The organism is Apilactobacillus quenuiae, from assembly GCF_002994005.1.
GTDB lineage: Bacteria > Bacillota > Bacilli > Lactobacillales > Lactobacillaceae > Apilactobacillus > Apilactobacillus quenuiae.
Genome location: NZ_POSN01000002.1, coordinates 62,093 through 81,459, shown reverse-complemented (window position 1 = coordinate 81,459; position 19,367 = coordinate 62,093). Strand labels below are relative to the sequence as shown.

The following is a 19,367-nucleotide window of genomic DNA, read 5'->3' as shown; positions in this document are numbered from 1 at the left end:
ATTATAGATGTAAACGCGATGTATGTTTATTAGTAGATATCAAGAGATGTGATGGTTGGTGGAAATCACAAGTCGAAATTTCCGGCATACGAAAAGCGGGTAGGTAATGCTACACGGAAGGTGACCGTTATCACGATACGAGTGTTTAGTTATAACTAAGAACTTGGGTGGTACCGCGAAAAGAAGGCCTTCGTCCCAATTGGATGAGGCCTTCTTTTTTATTATATATTAATAGGAGGTATTACTTATGTTAGACATGAAAATGATTAGACAAAACCCTGATTTTATTAAGGCCAGATTGGCAACAAGAGGCATTAAAGCTGAAACTATTGATGAATTAATTGGATATGATGAAAAGCGTCGTGAATTAATTCTTAAGAGTGAAACTTTAAAAGCTAATAAGAATAAAGCATCTAAGAAAATTGCTGAAGCTAAACGTAATAAAGAAGATGCTACCGATGCTATCAATGAAATGAAACAAGTTGGTGCTGACATCAAGCAATTGGATGCTGATTTAGAAAAAACTGAAAAAGACCAACATGATTTAGCTGCACATTTGCCAAATATTCCTGCAGATGGAGTTCCCGAAAGCTTGACTGAAGAAGGAGCTGTAGAATTACGCAAAATTGGTAAACCACGTGATTTCAAATTTGAACCAAAACATCATTGGGATATTGGTGAAAAATTAGGCATTTTAAACTTTGATGCTAGTGCTAAAGTTGCTGGTAGTCGTTTTGTATACTACATGGGTGCAGGTGCCAAGTTAGAACGTGCTGTATATAATTTTTACTTAGATCAAAACGATAAAGCTGGTTACACTGAAGTTTTACCACCATACATGGTAAATTCAGCTTCAATGTATGGAACTGGACAATTTCCTAAATTTTTAGAAAATAAAGCCGGTTTTGAAATAGCTGATAGTGATTTAACTATGATTCCAACTGCGGAAGTTCCATTAGTTAACTACTATCGTGATGATGTTATTCCAACTGAAAAGTTACCAGTTAAGTTTACTGCTTTAACTCCTGCATTTAGATCAGAAGCTGGTAGTGCTGGTCGTGATACTCGTGGTTTGATTCGTTTGCATCAATTCAACAAGGTTGAAATGGTACAATTTACTAAACCTGAAGATTCATGGGATGCATTAGAAAGCATTACTGAACATGCTGAATCACTACTTAAACTATTGAAAATTCCATATCATGTTATTACTTTAACTACTAGTGATATGAGCTTTACTGCTGCAATGACGCATGATCTTGAAGTTTGGATGCCTGCTCAAGGTCGTTATCGTGAAATTTCAAGTTGTTCAAATACAACTGATTTTCAAGCAAGAAGATCTCATATCCAATACCGTGATGAAAATGGTAAATTACAATATGTGCATACATTAAATGGTTCAGGTCTTGCTGTTGGTAGAACAGTTGCAGCTATTTTGGAAAATTATCAAAATGAAGATGGTACTGTTGATATTCCAGAAGTATTACAACCATATATGCATGGGATGAAGAAAATTATTAAAGAAGACTAATTAAATAATATACAAATGAGAACAATCATTGATTGTTCTTTTTTTATACAAAATTTAAAATAAGGGTAGACAATTTATTATATATTAGATATAATGTTTTTTGTTGAGTTTTTTAGGTATAAACTTTTAATTAATCGTTAAAAAAGTTATTGACTTTATAAAAAACAAGTGATACTATTAAATAGTTGTCTTTTTGAGATAACTTATCGGAATGATCTCATGGAGGATTAGCTCAGTTGGGAGAGCATCTGCCTTACAAGCAGGAGGTCACAGGTTCGAGCCCTGTATCCTCCATTGAGCCGTTAGCTCAGCCGGTAGAGCATCTGACTTTTAATCAGAGGGTCGGCAGTTCGAACCTGCCACGGCTCATTACAATTGAAAAAAAGCAATTTGCGGGCGTGGCGGAATTGGCAGACGCGCTAGATTTAGGTTCTAGTTTCTATATGGAAGTGGGGGTTCGAATCCCTTCGCCCGCATTATGCATAGCATATGTTGCCGACTTAGCTCAGTTGGCTAGAGCGCTTCACTAGTAATGAAGAGGTCGGGTGTTCGAATCATCTAGTCGGCATATGCGGAAGTAGTTCAGTGGTAGAACATCACCTTGCCATGGTGGGGGTCGCGAGTTCGAATCTCGTCTTCCGCTTTTTATATTGTAATATGCCTGCCGGGGTGGCGGAATTGGCAGACGCACAGGACTTAAAATCCTGCGGTTAGTAATAACCGTACCGGTTCGATCCCGGTCCTCGGCATTTAACTGAATATATTTTATTTTGCACCCATAGCGCAACTGGATAGAGTGTCTGACTACGAATCAGAAGGTTGTAGGTTCGAGTCCTACTGGGTGCATTTTTTATTTCCTCGGGAAGTAGCTCAGCTTGGTAGAGCACCTGGTTTGGGACCAGGGGGTCGCAGGTTCGAATCCTGTCTTCCCGATAATAATTATATTTTGAGAAAATGATTTGACTATTAATTACTTTTGTAAGAAAGTAATGGCGTAGGAAAGTTGTTTTCTCATTTTTTGTATATAAATAATTCAAAATACTTTTATTTTTATTAATAACTCCGTATAATAAAAGTCAATATTAGTCAAAGATGGGACGGTTATTTATATGCAAGGTAAAAATCTGTCTGATATTATTGAAGCTTATTTAAAGAAAATATTGGCTGATGACGAAAAAGTAGAAATTAGTCGTTCTGACATTGCCAACCTTTTTGATGTAGTTCCATCTCAAATTAACTATGTGATAAAAACAAGATTTACCATTCAAAATGGTTACACTGTTGAAAGTAAACGTGGCGGTGGTGGATATATAAGAATTGAAAAGGTTAAGTTGCTTGATAACTTAGAGATTTTGGATACACTAATTAATGCGATCGGTGATGAAATATCTCAACGTGAAGGTAAGGCAGTAATTGGAACATTGTTAGCAAATGAGTTAGTTACTGTTAATGAGGCTGATTTATTATCAGCTGCTACTAATAAGCAAACTTTATCCATTGGCAATAAAGGATTAGAAAACGAAATTAGAGCTAAGATTATGGTCTCAATATTGAATCATTTGAGATACAAAAGCTAGAAAGTGGGGCTACTTTATGGATAATATTTTTACTCCAAGCGCAAAAAACGTTTTAATTTTAGCACAAGAACAAGCGAAAATTTTTGGACACCAAGCTGTTGGTACTGAACATTTATTATTAGCTTTAACAATTGAAAAAAATGGTATTGCTTATTCAGCATTAAAACAAAGCGGTGTCTATGAAGATGACGTTAAAGGTGAGATTGAACTTGTAATTGGATATGGGAACTTTAAAGATTCCGATAAGAACACCTACTTACCTTATTCTCCTAAATCTCAAGGTGTACTTACACTTTCTGGACAATTAGCTAAGCGGTATGGTTCTATCAAGATTGGAACTGAACACTTGTTATTAGCTTTGCTAGATACCCCTGATATTTTATCTAATAGATTGTTAAATAATTTAGGTACTAATGAAACTTCGGTTCCAAATGTAAAAACGGTTCTATTACGTAAGATGGGTGTTTCTGCTAATGACAATACTAAACACATTCCATTTCCTGGATCTAGAGAATCTAGAAATAAAGCAGGCACTCCTACTTTAGATTCTTTAGCTACTGATTTAACTCAACAGGCTCGTGATGGATTGATTGATCCTACCATCGGTCGTGATGGTGTTATCAGACGAGTAGTTCAAGTTTTAAGTCGTCGTACTAAAAATAATCCAGTTTTACTAGGTGAAGCAGGAGTTGGTAAAACAGCTGTTGTTGAAGGTTTAGCTCGTAAAATGGTTAAAAAAGAAGTTCCAGAAGATATTTCGGGTAAGCGTTTAATGATGCTTGAAATGGGTACTTTAGTTGCAGGAACTAAATACCGTGGTGAATTTGAAAAACGTTTAATGAAGATTATTCAAGAAATTAAAACCGACGGGCATGTAATTTTATTTATTGATGAATTGCATACTTTAATGGGTGCTGGTGGTGCTGAAGGTGCAATTGATGCATCTAATATTTTAAAGCCTGCATTAGCTCGTGGTGAAATTCAAACTATTGGTGCCACAACATTAAATGAATACCAAAAACACATTGAAAAAGATGGTGCTTTAGCAAGACGTTTTGAAACTGTTGATGTTCCAGAACCTACTAAAGAAGAAACTAAACAGATTTTGCAAGGTATTCGTCCTAAATATGAAGACCATCATCAAGTAAAGATTACTAATGATGCTATTGATAAAGCGGTTGAATTATCAACTAGATATATCAGTGATCGTTTCTTACCAGATAAGGCAATTGATTTAATTGATGAATCTGCCGCAATGGTTAGAATTAATAATTTAGATGATTCAGACAAATTATCTGAAAAAGAAGCTAAACTAGACGAATACAAAAATAAAATGGAAGAAGCCATTGAAAGTCAAAGATTTGAAGATGCTGTTAAAATTCGTGAACAAGAACAAAGCCTTCGCTTAGAAATTGAAGCTGAAGAATCTAAATTAGAAGACAAAAAAGCACAAGCTAAACAAGAACGCAACTATAGTCTAAAGGATACAGGTGAGGATGTTGCTCAGATTGTTTCTGAATGGACTGGGATCCCAGTTACTAAGATGAAACAATCAGACGCTAACCGTTTAGTTAATTTAGAAAGTATTTTACACAAAAAGATTATTGGTCAAGATGAAGCTGTATCTGCAGTTTCACGTGCTATTAGAAGAGCTCGTAGTGGATTAAAAAATCCAAATCGCCCAATTGGATCCTTTATCTTCTTAGGACCTACTGGGGTAGGTAAGACTGAATTAGCTAAGGATTTAGCTGAAGAAATGTTTGGTTCCAAGGATGATATTATCAGAATTGATATGTCTGAATATATGGAAAAAACATCTACTAGTCGTATGGTAGGTTCAGCTCCTGGATATGTTGGATATGATGAAGGTGGCCAATTAACTGAAAAAGTTAGAAGACATCCTTATTCGGTTGTTTTGTTTGATGAAGTTGAAAAAGCTCATCCAGATGTATTCAATCTATTATTGCAAGTGCTAGATGATGGCTACTTGACTGACGCTAAGGGGCGTCGTGTTGACTTTAGAAATACAGTTTTGATTATGACTTCAAACTTAGGTGCTACAACTTTACGTGATAAGAAGACTGTAGGCTTTGGAGCAGAGTCTGAAGATCAAGAAGAAAATCAATACAAAGAAATGTCAGCTACCATTAAGGAACAAATGAGAAGATTCTTTAAACCAGAATTCTTGAACCGTATTGATGAAACTATTATTTTCCATGAACTTAATAAGAAGCAAGTTCAACAAATTGTTAAATTGATGGCCAATGATTTACTTGCTCGTGTAAAAGAACAAGGGATTAATATTAAAGTAACTCCTAGTGCTGTTGATTTAATTGCTGAAAAAGGATTTAATCCTGAATTTGGTGCTCGTCCTATTAGAAGAACTATTCAAACTGAAGTTGAAGATAAACTTTCAGAGGTAATGTTATCTGGTGAAATTAAACCTGGTGACAATGTGAGTGTTGGTGCTTCAAAAGGAAAAATTAATATTGTAAAAAAAGAAAATAATAAAAAAGAAACTGTAAAAATATAGAATTAAAAAAGAGGAACTTTGTTCCTCTTTTTTTGTATAATTATTGACTTTGCTTTTTTATACGTGTATTATAATGAATATGTAACTACGAAGATAAATGTGTGCTGGCGATCTATTGTCCGTCAAGCATGCTTATAATTAACCAAAAATAAGTTTATTTATTTTACTTATTTTGGTTTTTTTTTGCTCATTTTTAGTAAAAATAGGCAAAAAAAGTTAATTGTAATAAAAATGTAATATAATCCTTCGTAGAATATTTTGGAGAGGTGAAGAACTTGGCAGGACATTTAGTTAAATATGGTAAACACCGTATCAGAAGAAGTTACTCTCAAATCAAGGAAGTTCTTGATTTACCTAATTTAATTGAAATTCAAACTGACTCATACAAATGGTTTTTAGATGAAGGTTTGCGTGAAATGTTTAATGGCATCATGCCAATCGATGATTTTCAAGGAAAACTTTCATTAGAATTCGTTGATTATCAACTATTAGAACCTAAGTATACTGTTGATGAAGCGAGAGATCACGAAGCAAATTATTCTGCTCCGCTTCATATTACTTTAAAATTGACCAATCATGAAACTGGTGAAATTAAAACTCAAGATGTATTCTTTGGTGATTTCCCACTTATGACTGATCAAGGAACATTCATCATTAATGGTGCAGAACGTGTTATTGTTTCACAATTAGTACGTTCACCAGGTGTGTTCTTCCATGAAGATAGAGCTAAAAATGGCCGTTTATCATATGGAACAACTGTTATTCCTAACCGTGGTGCATGGATGGAATTTGAAACAGATGCTAAAAATCTTTCATATGTACGAATCGATAGAACTAGAAAGTTACCTATTACTGAATTAGTACGTGCATTAGGTTTCGGTTCTGATGATGAAATTACTCAAATTTTAGGTAGTAACGATAGTCTTTCACTTACTTTGGAAAAAGATGTTCATAAAGATACTGAAGATTCACGTGTTGAAGAATCATTAAAAGATATTTACGAACGTCTACGTCCAGGTGAACCTAAGACAGCAGATTCTTCACGTAGTTTATTGACAACTAGATTTTTTGATCCTAAGCGTTATGATATGGCACCAGTAGGTCGTTACAAGACTAACAACAAGTTAAGCTTGAAGACCCGTTTACTAGGACTAACTCTTGCTGAAACATTAGCAGATCCTGACACTGGTGAAATTATTGCCAATAAGGGCACTGTCGTTGATAAGAACGTTATGAAAACATTGGCACCATACTTAGATCGTGATGACTTTAAAGCTTACACATTTAATCCTTCAGAACAATCAGTTGTTCCTGAACCAATGACTGTGCAAATTATTAAAGTGCAATCCGAAAATGATCCAGACCATGTTGTTAATGTTATTGGTAACGATAATATTCCATTAGATTACCAACACATTACTCCTGCTGATATTATTTCTTCAATTAATTACTTCTTCAATCTACAAGAAGGAATTGGTGAACCAGATGATATTGATCACTTGGGTAATCGTCGTATTCGTTCAGTTGGTGAATTACTACAAAATCAATTTAGAATTGGTTTAGCAAGAATGGAACGTGTTGTGCGCGAACGTATGTCAATTCAAGACACAAGTACTGTTACTCCACAACAACTAATTAACATTCGTCCAGTTGTTGCATCAATCAAAGAATTCTTTGGTTCATCACAACTATCACAATTCATGGATCAAACTAATCCATTGGGTGAATTAACTCATAAACGTCGTTTATCAGCATTAGGACCTGGTGGTTTAACTAGAGATCGTGCTGGTTATGAAGTTCGTGATGTTCACTACACTCATTATGGTCGTATTTGTCCAATTGAAACGCCTGAAGGTCCTAACATTGGTTTGATCAGTTCACTTTCAAGTTATGCTAAAATAAATAAATATGGATTCATTGAAACACCATATCGTCGTGTTTCATGGGCTAATCATAAAGTTACTGATAAGATTGACTACTTGTCAGCTGATGAAGAAGATAACTTTGTTGTAGCGCAAGCCAACTCTCCTTTAAATGAAGATGGTTCATTTGCTAATGACATCGTTATGGCTAGATATAAGTCTAAAAACATTGAAACTAAAATTGAAAATGTCGACTACATGGACGTTTCACCTAAGCAAGTAGTTTCTGTTGCAACTGCATGTATTCCTTTCTTAGAAAATGATGATTCCAACCGTGCACTAATGGGTGCTAATATGCAACGTCAAGCTGTTCCTTTGGTTAATCCACATGCTCCATTAGTTGGAACTGGTATTGAATATAAAGCAGCCCATGATTCTGGTGTTGCTTTAATTTGTAAACATCCAGGAACTGTTGAATATGTTGATGCTGATGAAGTTCGTGTTCGTCGTGACGATGGATCATTAGATACTTACAAACTAATGAAATTCCAACGTTCAAATGGTGGTAAGAACTATAATCAACGTCCAATTGTTCGTTCTAATGACCATGTTGATGCTGATGAAATTCTAGCTGATGGTCCTTCAATGGAAAATGGTGAATTAGCATTAGGACAAAACCCAGTTGTAGCATTTATGACTTGGCAAGGTTATAACTTCGAAGATGCTATTGGTATTTCAGAAAGATTAGTTCGTGATGATGTATATACTTCTATTCATATTGAAGAATACGAATCAGAAACTAGAGATACTAAACTTGGACCTGAAGAAATGACTAGAGAAATTCCTAACGTTGGGGAAGACGCATTAAAAGACCTTAACGAAGAAGGAACTATTCGTATTGGTGCTGAAGTTCATGATGGTGATATTTTAGTTGGTAAAGTTACTCCTAAGGGTGTTACTGAATTATCAGCTGAAGAAAGACTACTACATGCAATTTTTGGTGAAAAATCACGTGAAGTTCGAGATACATCTCTACGTGTACCTCATGGTGGTGGCGGTATCGTCCAAGATGTAAAAGTCTTTACTAGAAAAAATGGTGATGAACTATCTCCCGGTGTAAACAAGATGGTCCGCGTATACATTGCTCAAAAACGTAAAATTCAAGTAGGAGACAAAATGTCTGGTCGTCATGGTAACAAAGGTACTGTTTCCATTGTTATTCCCGAAGAAGATATGCCTTACTTACCAGATGGTACTCCAATTGATATTCTATTGAGCCCAATGGGTGTTCCTTCTCGTATGAATATTGGTCAAGTTCTTGAACTTCATTTAGGTATGGCTGCAAGAAAACTTGGTATTCATGTAAGTACACCTGTATTTGATGGTGCTCGTGATCAAGATATTTGGGGTACAGTTAAAGAAGCCGGAATGGCATCAGATGGTAAGTCTATTGTTTACGATGGACGTACAGGTGAACCATTTGATAAACGTGTTGCCGTTGGTGTAATGCACTACTTGAAACTTGCTCACATGGTTGATGATAAGATTCATGCTCGTGCTATTGGACCATACTCACTTGTTACTCAACAACCACTTGGTGGTAAAGCACAATTTGGTGGACAACGTTTTGGTGAAATGGAAGTTTGGGCACTTGAAGCTTATGGTGCTGCTTATACATTGCAAGAAATTTTAACTTACAAATCTGACGATGTTGTTGGACGTGTTAAAACATATGAAGCAATTGTTAAGGGTGAACCAATTCCTAAGCCTGGTGTTCCTGAATCATTCCGTGTTTTAGTTAAAGAACTACAAGCATTAGGACTTGATATGAAGGTTCTTGATTCAGACAATCAAGAAATTGAACTTCGTGATTTAGATGGCGAAGATGATGAAGTTGTTAATGTTGATGCATTGAGTAAGCTAGCTGAAAAACAAAAAGCTGAAAAAGAAGAACAAAAAAACGCTAAGTCTGATAAAACAAATACCAACACTAAGGAATAAAGAAAGGGGACTATCCATTGGTCGATGTAAATAAATTTTCAAGCATGCAAATCGGTTTAGCATCTTCTGACAAGATTCGTAGTTGGTCATTTGGTGAAGTTAAAAAACCAGAAACTATTAACTATAGAACTCTAAAACCAGAAAAAGATGGTTTATTCGATGAAAGAATTTTCGGTCCTACAAAGGATTGGGAATGTGCTTGTGGTAAATATAAACGTATTAGATACAAAGGTATCGTTTGTGATCGCTGTGGAGTGGAAGTTACTCGTTCAAAAGTACGTCGTGAACGTATGGGACACATTGAATTAGCTGCCCCAGTTACTCATATTTGGTACTTTAAGGGTATTCCAAGTCGTATGGGACTTATCTTAGACATGAGTCCACGTGCATTGGAAGAAATTATTTACTTTGCATCATATGTTGTTACTGATCCTGGTGATACACCACTAGAAAATAAACAACTTATGTCAGAACAAGACTATCGTCAAAAGAAACAAGAATACGGTAATCGTTTTGAAGGTAAAATCGGTGCTGAAGCTATCAAAACTTTACTTAAAAACGTTGACGTTAAAAAAGAAGTTGCTGAATTAAAAGATCAATTAAAGAAAGCTACTGGTCAAAAACGTGTGCGTGCAGTTAGAAGACTAGATATTCTAGAATCATTTGTTAAGTCTGGAAATGATTTAACATGGATGATTATGGAAGCTATTCCAGTCGTTCCACCTGATTTAAGACCAATGGTTCAACTTGAAGGTGGTCGTTTTGCTACTTCTGATTTGAATGATTTATATCGTCGTGTTATTAACCGTAATAATCGTTTGAAGAGATTATTAGATTTGCATGCTCCTGGTATTATCGTTCAAAATGAAAAACGTATGTTACAAGAAGCGGTTGACGCTTTAATTGATAATGGTCGTCGTGGACGTCCAGTTGCTGGACCGGGTAACAGGCCATTGAAGTCACTTTCACATATGCTTAAAGGTAAACAAGGCCGTTTCAGACAAAACTTACTTGGTAAGCGTGTTGACTATTCTGGTCGTTCAGTTATTGATGTTGGACCATTCTTAAAATTCAACCAAATGGGACTACCTGTTCCAATGGCACTTGAATTATTTAAGCCTTTCATTATGAAGGAATTAGTTAACCGTGAAATTGCTTCTAATATTAAATCAGCTAAACGTCAAATTGAACGTAAAGACGAAGAAGTTTTCGATGTCTTAGAAGATGTTATTAAAGAACATCCTGTTCTATTGAATCGTGCACCTACACTTCATAGATTAGGTATCCAAGCATTTGAACCGGTATTGGTTTCTGGTAAATCAATGCGTCTTCATCCATTAGCTTGTGAAGCTTATAATGCCGATTTTGATGGTGACCAAATGGCTATTCACGTTCCTTTATCTGATGAAGCTCAAGCTGAATCAAGACTATTGATGTTAGCTGCTACTCATATTTTGGCACCTCGTGATGGTAATCCTATCGTTACTCCTTCTCAAGATATGGTTATTGGTAACTACTACTTAACTATGGAAGAAGCTGGACGTGAAGGTGAAGGTATGATCTTCAATAATCCTGAAGAAGCTAAATTATCATACCAAAATGGTTTGACTCATTGGCACAGTCGTGTTGGAATTGCTGCTAGTTCAATGCCTGAAAAACCATTTACTGATGAACAAAGAAATAAAATTTTAGTAACTACAATTGGTAAGATTATTTTTAATGGTATTCTTCCTGATTCATTCACATACTTGAATGAACCAACTGATACTAACTTAAACGGTCATTTATCTGATAAATTCTTCTTAGAACCTGGTGAAGATATTCATGAACATTTAAAGGATGCTCCAATTAATGGTTCATTTAAGAAGGGCTTCTTATCTGATATAATTGCCGCAGTTTACAAACAATACAAGGTTACTGAAACTTCACACTTATTGGATAAAATTAAAGATTTAGGTTACAACGAATCTACTAAATCTGGTTTAACTGTTGGTATTACCGATGTTACTGACTTAAAAGAAAAACCTGAAATTATTACTGAATCTCATAAAAAAGTTGAAAACATTACTAAACAATTCCGTCGTGGTTTGATTACTGATCATGAACGTTATGAAAGAGTTATTGGTGTTTGGAGTGACGCCAAGGATGAAATTCAAAATAAATTGATGGAAAGTTTTGATCCTCAAAACCCTATCTTTATGATGAGTGATTCTGGTGCTCGTGGTAATATTTCTAACTTTACTCAACTTGCTGGTATGCGTGGATTAATGGCTGCTCCTAATGGTGAAATCATGGAATTACCTATTACTGCCAATTTCCGTGAAGGATTATCTGTTTTGGAAATGTTCATTTCTACCCACGGTGCTCGTAAAGGTATGACTGATACAGCCTTGAAGACTGCTAACTCTGGTTACTTAACTCGTCGTTTAGTTGATGTTGCTCAAGATGTTATTATTCGTGAAGAAGATTGTGGTACTGATCGTGGTGTTATTGTTACTGCTTTGAAACAAGGTAATGAAATGATCGAACCACTTTATGACAGAATCCTTGGCCGTTATGCTATGAAGACAGTTAAGAATCCTGCTACTGGTAAAGTAATTGTTAAGCATAATCAAATTATCAATGAACCAGAAGCGCAAGCAATTAATGATGCAGGTATTAAAGAAGTTGAAATTCGTTCAGCATTTACTTGTAACACTGTACATGGTGTTTGTGAAAAATGTTATGGCCGTAACTTAGCTACTGGCTCTCCTGTTGAAGTCGGTGAAGCAGTTGGAACTGTCGCTGCTCAATCAATTGGTGAACCTGGTACTCAATTAACTATGAGAAACTTCCATACTGGTGGTGTTGCTGGTAATGCTGATATTACCCAAGGACTTCCTCGTGTTCAAGAAATTTTTGAAGCTAGAAATCCTAAAGGTAAAGCAGAAATTTCAGAAGTTACTGGTACTGTTGACCTAATTGAAGAAAATCCTGCTGAAAGAGTTAAGGAAGTTACAATTAAAGGTGACGCTGATACTAGAACTTACAAGGTTCCAATCAATGCACGTATGAATGTTGCTGAAGGTGACGTAATCCGTCGTGGTGGAGCTATTAATGAGGGTTCTGTAGATCCTAAAGAACTTATTAAAGTTCGTGACTCATTATCAACAGAAGTTTACTTGCTAAGTGAAGTTCAAAAGACTTACCGTATGCAAGGGGTTGAAGTTAGTGATAAGCATGCTGAAATCATGGTTCGTCAAATGTTACGTAAAGTAAGAATCATGGATGCAGGTGACACTGACGTTCTTCCAGGTACATTAATGGACATTGATGCTTTCAAGAAAGCTAATGCTAATGCAATTATTTCTGGGAAAATCCCAGCAACTGCTCGTCCAGTTATCTTAGGAATTACTAAGGCTGCCTTAGAAACAAACAGTTTCTTATCAGCTGCATCATTCCAAGAAACTACTCGTGTATTAACTGATGCCGCTATTCGTGGTAAAAATGATCCATTAGTTGGACTTAAAGAAAATGTTATTATTGGTAAGTTAATTCCTGCAGGTACTGGTATGAAGACTTATGGTCGTATCGAACCAAAGACCGATGAAAAGGAAAACAACGATAAATCAAAAGATGTTTACTCAATTGATGAAATTGATAAGCGTATGAATGAAGAAAACGTTGACAATAAATAGCAAATAAAAAATAGCAATTGCTAAAAAGCAATTGCTATTTTTGTATACATAGAGATATTACTGTACCAATGAATATAAATGGAATGAATGGAATAGTTTTTGATTTTCTTTTTATTAAGACAAAATATATTAAACATATTGATGATGATAAAAACATAATATAAATTAGTTGATTTACATTAAATGCTAATGCACAGATACTTAATACATCAATATCAGCCATGCCTATAAAATGAAATTTCTTATTTAATAAATGAATAAAAACATATATCAATAAAACTGTAAACAAATTGATTATGCTAAAATGAATCAATAAAGATGCCGCTAATAGTATTATTATTGAGTACAGAGATACAAATTTATTTTTGAAATCCTGAACTGATAAAAATATTAAAATAAACAAAAAAGGAATATATCTAATGTTTAATGTAAAACTATAAACCATTGTTATGGAAATAATTGTGAATATTTCTGTTAATAAAAAGGAAATATTTATAGAATAATTGCATTTTCTGCATTTTCCTGAAAGCAATATATAGCTTATTACTGGAATTAGATCAAACCATTTTAAAGAGTAATTACAGTTATCACAATGTGATCTAGGTGATACTATTGATTGATGATTGCTCAACCTATATTCTACTAGTGCAATAAAAGAACCAATAACGCCACTAACTATTATGATTATTAAATATTCATATTTTAAGATTAAAATCACCTCTATGTGTTATTTACGAAAATAATAAATAATTATTTGAAATTACATTGACGAGATTTTGTGGTCATGTTAATATTATCAAGTACTTATTCATTCGGTGAGTTTTATTAAAAAAAGAACCACCTGGATGTGTGGACTTATAAATATAAAAAATTTTCGGAAGGAGGAATTTTTAGATGCCTACTATTAACCAATTAGTACGTAAAGGTCGTCATTCTAGAAGTTCTAAATCAAAAGCCCCAGCTTTAAACCATGGGTATAACAGTTACAAGAAGAAGCAAACTAACAACCCTGCTCCTCAAAAACGTGGGGTAGCTACTCGTGTTGGTACTATGACTCCAAAGAAACCTAACTCAGCTTTACGTAAGTATGCTCGTGTTAGATTATCAAACTTAATTGAAGTTACTGCCTACATTCCTGGTATTGGTCATAATCTTCAAGAACATAGTGTTGTTTTAATTCGTGGTGGTCGTGTTAAGGATTTACCTGGTGTCCGTTACCATATCGTTCGTGGTGCATTAGATACTGCTGGTGTTACTGATCGTCGCCAAGGTCGTTCAAAATACGGTACTAAGAAACCTAAAGAATAATTTTAATTAAAGCTATAATAACAAGGAGGATTTTTTAATGCCAAGAAAAGGAAATGTTCAACAACGTGAAGTTCTTCCTGATCCAATTTATAACTCAAAAATGGTTGCTAGTTTAATCAACCGTTTGATGTTAGATGGTAAAAAGGGAACTGCTACAGAAATTTTATATGGTGCATTTGACCTTATTAAGAAAGAAACTGGAAATGAAGCAGTTGATGTATTCGAAGAAGCTATGAAAAACGTTATGCCTGTACTAGAAGTTAAGGCACGTCGTGTTGGTGGATCAAACTACCAAGTTCCTATCGAAGTACGTCCTGATCGTCGTGTTACTTTAGGTTTACGTTGGATCGTAAACTATGCACGTTTACGTGGTGAACATACTATGGTTGAACGTCTAGGACGTGAAATCATGGACGCTGCTAATAACACAGGTGCTTCAGTTAAAAAACGTGAAGACACTCATAAGATGGCAGAAGCTAACCGTGCATTTGCTCACTACCGTTGGTAATATAAACTTGTACAATTTTGTGCAATTGGATTAGTGGCTAATGGTATTAGCCACTTTTTTAAAAAAGTGAATTATTGAGAGGAGAAACATTTTAATGGCTAACAACAAACGTGAATTTCCATTAGAAAAAACACGTAACATTGGTATTACTGCGCATATTGATGCTGGTAAGACAACTGCTACTGAACGTATTTTGTACTATACTGGTAGAATCCACAAAATTGGTGAAACTCATGATGGTGCTTCACAAATGGATTGGATGGTACAAGAACAAGAACGTGGTATTACTATCACTTCTGCCGCTACTACTGCTCAATGGAAAGACTACCGTATCAATATTATTGATACCCCAGGACACGTTGACTTTACTGCCGAAGTTGAACGTTCATTACGTGTTCTAGATGGTTCTATTACTATTCTTGATGCTGCTGCTGGTGTTGAACCACAAACAGAAACTGTTTGGCGTCAAGCTTCAGAATATAATGTTCCTCGTATTGTTTTTGCTAATAAGATGGATAAATTAGGTGCTGATTTTGCTGCATCAGTTCAATCATTACATGATCGTCTAGATGCTAATGCACATGCTATTCAAATTCCTATTGGTAAAGRGGATACATTCGAAGGTGTTATCGATTTAATCGATATGAAAGCTGATATTTATGATGAAGATAAATTAGGTGCAAAATGGGATACTGTTGATGTCCCTGAAGAATACAAAGAGGAAGCCGAAAAAGCTCGTCAATCATTGATTGAAGCTGTTGCTGATATTGATGATGATGTTATGGATAAATATCTTGAAGGTGAAGAAATTTCAAATGATGAAATCAAGGCTGCTATTCGTAAGGGTACATTAAATCTTGAATTCTTCCCTGTTCTAGCTGGTTCAGCATTTAAGAACAAAGGTATTCAAATGCTAATGGATGCTGTTCTTGAATACTTACCATCACCATTAGATGTTCGTCCTTACAAGGCAACTGATCCAGAAACTGGTGATGATGTTGAACTAAAAGCTGATGACAGTAAACCATTTGCTTCATTAGCATTTAAGGTTGCAACTGATCCATATGTTGGTCGTTTAACTTATATTCGTGTATATCAAGGTACTCTTGAAGCCGGTTCATATGTTTTAAATGCTACTAAGGACAAACGTGAACGTGTTGGTCGTTTACTACAAATGCATTCAAATCATAGAAAAGAAATTCCTGAAGTATTCTCTGGTGATATTGCTGCTGCTATTGGTTTGAAGAATACTACTACTGGTGATTCTTTAACTGATCAAAAACATCCTTTACATCTTGAATCAATGGTCTTCCCAGACCCAGTTATTAGTGTTTCTGTTGAACCTAAGACTAAAGCTGACCAAGATAAAATGGATATTGCTTTACAAAAATTAGCTGAAGAAGATCCAACATTCAAGGCTGAAACTAACAATGAAACTGGTGAAACTATCATTGCTGGTATGGGTGAACTTCACTTGAACATCATTATTGATCGTTTGAAACGTGAATTTAATGTTGAAGCTAAAATTGGTGCTCCACAAGTTGCTTATAGAGAAGCATTTACTAAGCCAACTAAGGCTCAAGGTAAATTTATTCGTCAATCTGGTGGTAAAGGTCAATATGGTGATGTTTCTATTGAATTTACTCCAAACGAAACTGGTAAAGGTTTTGAATTCGAAGACGCTATCGTCGGTGGTGTTGTTCCTCGTGAATTCATCCCATCAGTTGAACAAGGTCTAAAAGAATCAATGGCTAATGGTGTTCTTGCTGGATACCCATTAATTGATGTTAAAGCTAAGCTATATGATGGTAGTTACCATGATGTCGATTCATCTGAAGCTGCATTTAAGGTTGCTGCATCAATTGCATTGAAGAATGCTGCTAAAACTGCTGGCCCAGTTATTTTGGAACCAATTATGAAAGTTGATATTGTTGTTCCTGAAGAATATATGGGTGATGTTATGGGACAAGTTACTTCACGTCGTGGTAGTGTTGAAGGTATGGAAGTTAGAAACAAAGCTCAACTTATCCATGCATTTGTTCCACTATCAGAAATGTTTGGTTATGCTACTACCTTACGTTCTGCTTCACAAGGTAGAGGTACTTTCACAATGACATTTGATCATTACTCAGCTGTTCCTAAGGCTATTCAAGAAGATATCATTGAAAAAAATGGTGGAAAAGAATAATTAAAAAAAGCGTTGAATTTTTATTCAACGCTTTTTTTATAAATAAATATGCAAATGCCCTTGCGTTATTTGCATATTTTTTGTATTATATAGAGGTACCTGTTTGAGGGACAACTATGTTCCTGTACAGTTATTTAATTCAGGCTTTGATGTGGGAGGTTGCGACACACCCGGCCGCTTTGCCATGATAGGGCGTGGCGGTAATTTCCACGGAGCTAGTCTTATTTTTAAATAAAGGCGAGGAGGGAAAACAATGGCAAAACAAAAAATTCGTATTCGTTTAAAGGCATATGAACATCGTACTTTAGACCAATCAGCTGAAAAAATTGTGGCTACTGCGCAAAGAACTGGTGCCAACATTTCTGGTCCAATTCCATTGCCAACAGATAGAACTGTTTATACTGTTCTAGCTTCACCACATAAATTTAAGAAGTCACGTGAACAATTTGAAATGTTAACTCACAAACGTTTAATTGACATCTTAAACCCAACACCAAAAACTGTTGATTCATTAATGAAACTTGATTTACCAAGTGGTGTTGATATCGAAATCAAACTATAATTAAATATTACAATATATCGGAGGTGTACTCATGACCAAAAAAGGAATCTTAGGTAAAAAAGTTGGAATGACTCAAGTTTTCACTGAAAATGGTGAATTAATTCCAGTTACTGCTGTTGATGTAACACCAAACGTTGTGCTACAAACAAAGTCAACTGAAAGTGATGGTTATAATGCTATCCAATTGGGTTACGATGACAAACGTGATGTTTTAAGTAACAAACCAGAAAAAGGTCATGTAGCAAAAGCAAATACAAATCCTAAGCGCTTCATTAAAGAAATCAGAAATGTTGAGCTTAGCGATTACAATGTAGCAGACGAAGTTAAGGCAGACATTTTTGAAGCCGGTGACATCGTAGATGTAACAGGAATTACAAAAGGTCATGGTTACCAAGGTAACGTTCATAAAGATGGACAAGGTAGGGGACCTGAAACTCACGGTTCAAGATACCATCGTCGTCCTGGTTCACTTGGTGTTATTATTAACCGAGTTACAAAAGGTATGAAATTACCTGGTAGAATGGGTAACAAGCAAGTTACTATTCAAAATCTTGAAGTTGTTAAGGCTGATGTTGACAACAACGTAATCTTAATTAAAGGTAACGTTCCTGGTGCTAACAAATCATTCTTAACAATTAAATCTGCTGCTCGCGGATCACAAAAATAAGAAAGGAGGAACCATAAATGACAAGCGTAGCATTATATAAACAAGACGGTAGCAAAAACGGTAACGTTGATCTAAACGATGAAATTTTTGCTATTGAACAAAATGATAGCGTTGTGTTTGACGTTGTAACTATGCAAAGAGCATCTTTACGTCAAGGTACACATGCTGTTAAAAATAGACATGCCGTTAGTGGTGGTGGTAAAAAACCATGGCGTCAAAAGGGTACTGGACGTGCTCGTCAAGGTTCAATCCGTTCACCACAATTTCGTGGAGGTGGAATCGTTTTTGGACCTACTACACGTTCATACGGTTACCACTTACCAAAGAAAGTTAGTCGTTTAGCTATTAAATCTGTTTTATCAGAAAAAGTTGCTAATGATGACTTTGTTGTTGTTGATTCATTAAACTTTGATACTCCTAAAACTAAGGATTTCTCAGAATCATTAGACAAATTAAACGCTTCAGCTAAGACATTAGTAGTCTTGGAAGAAGACAATAAGAACGCTGCTTTATCAGCTCGTAATATCGATAATGTTGAAGTAATTAGTGTAAATAGCTTAAATACTTTAGCTGTTGTTAATAGTAGCAAGATTGTCATCACAAAGGCTGCTCTTTCTCAAGTAGAGGAGGTGCTCGCATAATGGAATCACGTGAGATTATTTTACGCCCAGTTATTACTGAACAATCAACAGCAATGATGGACGACAAGAAATACACTTTTGACGTTGACGTACGAGCAACTAAAACACAAGTGAAAAATGCAATTGAAGACATCTTTGATGTTAAAGTTGTTAAAGTTAATATTATGAATCTTAAAGGTAAGCTAAAGCGTCAAGGACGTTATGAAGGATACACTAAGAAACGTCGTAAAGCCATTGCTACCTTATCAAATGATTCAAAAGAAATTAAATTATTTAGCGATAAATAAAATATAACTATAGGAGGGAAATACC

Annotated in this window: 13 protein-coding genes and 8 tRNA genes; 20 read left to right on the top strand and 1 reads right to left on the bottom strand. The window is 35.2% G+C overall.

The annotated features are described in order from the left end of the window. The first annotated feature begins 247 nt into the window (after positions 1-247). From serS to rpoC, 13 genes are all read left to right on the top strand, one after another. On the top strand, positions 248-1,531 hold the full coding sequence (gene serS / locus C7N44_RS02830) for a serine--tRNA ligase (protein WP_105956390.1): 1,284 nt from the start codon (positions 248-250) through the stop codon (positions 1,529-1,531). 221 nt (positions 1,532-1,752) lie between these two features. Next, positions 1,753-1,825 (top strand) — tRNA-Val (locus C7N44_RS02825). 2 nt (positions 1,826-1,827) lie between these two features. Next, a tRNA-Lys gene (locus C7N44_RS02820) sits at positions 1,828-1,900 on the top strand. Positions 1,901-1,923: 23 nt separating this feature from the next. Then, positions 1,924-2,007, top strand: a tRNA-Leu gene (locus C7N44_RS02815). 18 nt (positions 2,008-2,025) lie between these two features. Beyond that, positions 2,026-2,099, top strand: a tRNA-Thr gene (locus C7N44_RS02810). 3 nt (positions 2,100-2,102) lie between these two features. Continuing rightward, a tRNA-Gly gene (locus tag C7N44_RS02805) sits at positions 2,103-2,174 on the top strand. 20 nt (positions 2,175-2,194) lie between these two features. Beyond that, positions 2,195-2,280: transfer RNA gene (locus C7N44_RS02800), tRNA-Leu, on the top strand. 23 nt (positions 2,281-2,303) lie between these two features. Next, positions 2,304-2,377, top strand: a tRNA-Arg gene (locus C7N44_RS02795). Positions 2,378-2,390: 13 nt separating this feature from the next. Continuing rightward, positions 2,391-2,464: transfer RNA gene (locus C7N44_RS02790), tRNA-Pro, on the top strand. 176 nt (positions 2,465-2,640) lie between these two features. Next, the gene (locus C7N44_RS02785) at positions 2,641-3,108 is read left to right on the top strand and encodes a CtsR family transcriptional regulator (RefSeq protein ID WP_105956389.1); all 468 of its coding nucleotides are present in this window, start codon (positions 2,641-2,643) and stop codon (positions 3,106-3,108) included. 16 nt (positions 3,109-3,124) lie between these two features. Next, the gene (locus tag C7N44_RS02780; RefSeq protein WP_105956388.1) at positions 3,125-5,641 is read left to right on the top strand and encodes an ATP-dependent Clp protease ATP-binding subunit; all 2,517 of its coding nucleotides are present in this window, start codon (positions 3,125-3,127) and stop codon (positions 5,639-5,641) included. A gap of 266 nt (positions 5,642-5,907) precedes the next feature. Further along, entirely contained in the window at positions 5,908-9,504 is a 3,597-nt protein-coding gene (gene rpoB, locus C7N44_RS02775) for a DNA-directed RNA polymerase subunit beta (protein WP_167387280.1), read from the top strand. Between the two features lie 17 nt (positions 9,505-9,521). Further along, positions 9,522-13,181 (top strand): DNA-directed RNA polymerase subunit beta', encoded by a 3,660-nt coding sequence (gene rpoC, locus C7N44_RS02770; RefSeq protein WP_105956386.1) that lies wholly within the window; start codon positions 9,522-9,524, stop codon positions 13,179-13,181. Positions 13,182-13,215: 34 nt separating this feature from the next. Here the strand turns inward: rpoC and C7N44_RS08185 are convergent, their stop codons facing one another. Next, entirely contained in the window at positions 13,216-13,899 is a 684-nt protein-coding gene (locus tag C7N44_RS08185; protein ID WP_157945020.1) for a prepilin peptidase, read from the bottom strand. Positions 13,900-14,075: 176 nt separating this feature from the next. Here C7N44_RS08185 and rpsL point away from each other — a divergent pair, with 176 nt between their 5' ends. From rpsL to rplW, 7 genes are all read left to right on the top strand, one after another. Next, positions 14,076-14,489 carry a 30S ribosomal protein S12 gene (gene rpsL / locus C7N44_RS02760; protein WP_105956384.1) on the top strand — a complete coding sequence of 138 codons (414 nt, stop codon included), beginning with the start codon at positions 14,076-14,078 and terminating at the stop codon, positions 14,487-14,489. A gap of 37 nt (positions 14,490-14,526) precedes the next feature. Then, positions 14,527-14,997, top strand: coding sequence for a 30S ribosomal protein S7 (gene rpsG / locus C7N44_RS02755; RefSeq protein WP_105956383.1), 471 nt, complete (start codon positions 14,527-14,529; stop codon positions 14,995-14,997). Between the two features lie 94 nt (positions 14,998-15,091). Further along, the gene (gene fusA / locus C7N44_RS02750) at positions 15,092-17,185 is read left to right on the top strand and encodes an elongation factor G (protein ID WP_105956382.1); all 2,094 of its coding nucleotides are present in this window, start codon (positions 15,092-15,094) and stop codon (positions 17,183-17,185) included. A gap of 253 nt (positions 17,186-17,438) precedes the next feature. After that, on the top strand, positions 17,439-17,747 hold the full coding sequence (gene rpsJ, locus C7N44_RS02745) for a 30S ribosomal protein S10 (protein WP_105956381.1): 309 nt from the start codon (positions 17,439-17,441) through the stop codon (positions 17,745-17,747). Between the two features lie 31 nt (positions 17,748-17,778). Next, positions 17,779-18,414, top strand: coding sequence for a 50S ribosomal protein L3 (rplC, locus tag C7N44_RS02740; RefSeq protein ID WP_105956380.1), 636 nt, complete (start codon positions 17,779-17,781; stop codon positions 18,412-18,414). A 17-nt stretch (positions 18,415-18,431) separates the two neighbouring features. Continuing rightward, positions 18,432-19,055, top strand: coding sequence for a 50S ribosomal protein L4 (rplD, locus tag C7N44_RS02735; protein WP_105956379.1), 624 nt, complete (start codon positions 18,432-18,434; stop codon positions 19,053-19,055). Next, on the top strand, positions 19,055-19,342 hold the full coding sequence (gene rplW / locus C7N44_RS02730; RefSeq protein ID WP_105956378.1) for a 50S ribosomal protein L23: 288 nt from the start codon (positions 19,055-19,057) through the stop codon (positions 19,340-19,342). The genes rplD and rplW overlap by 1 nt, the downstream gene beginning before the upstream one ends. Positions 19,343-19,367: the final 25 nt, after the last annotated feature.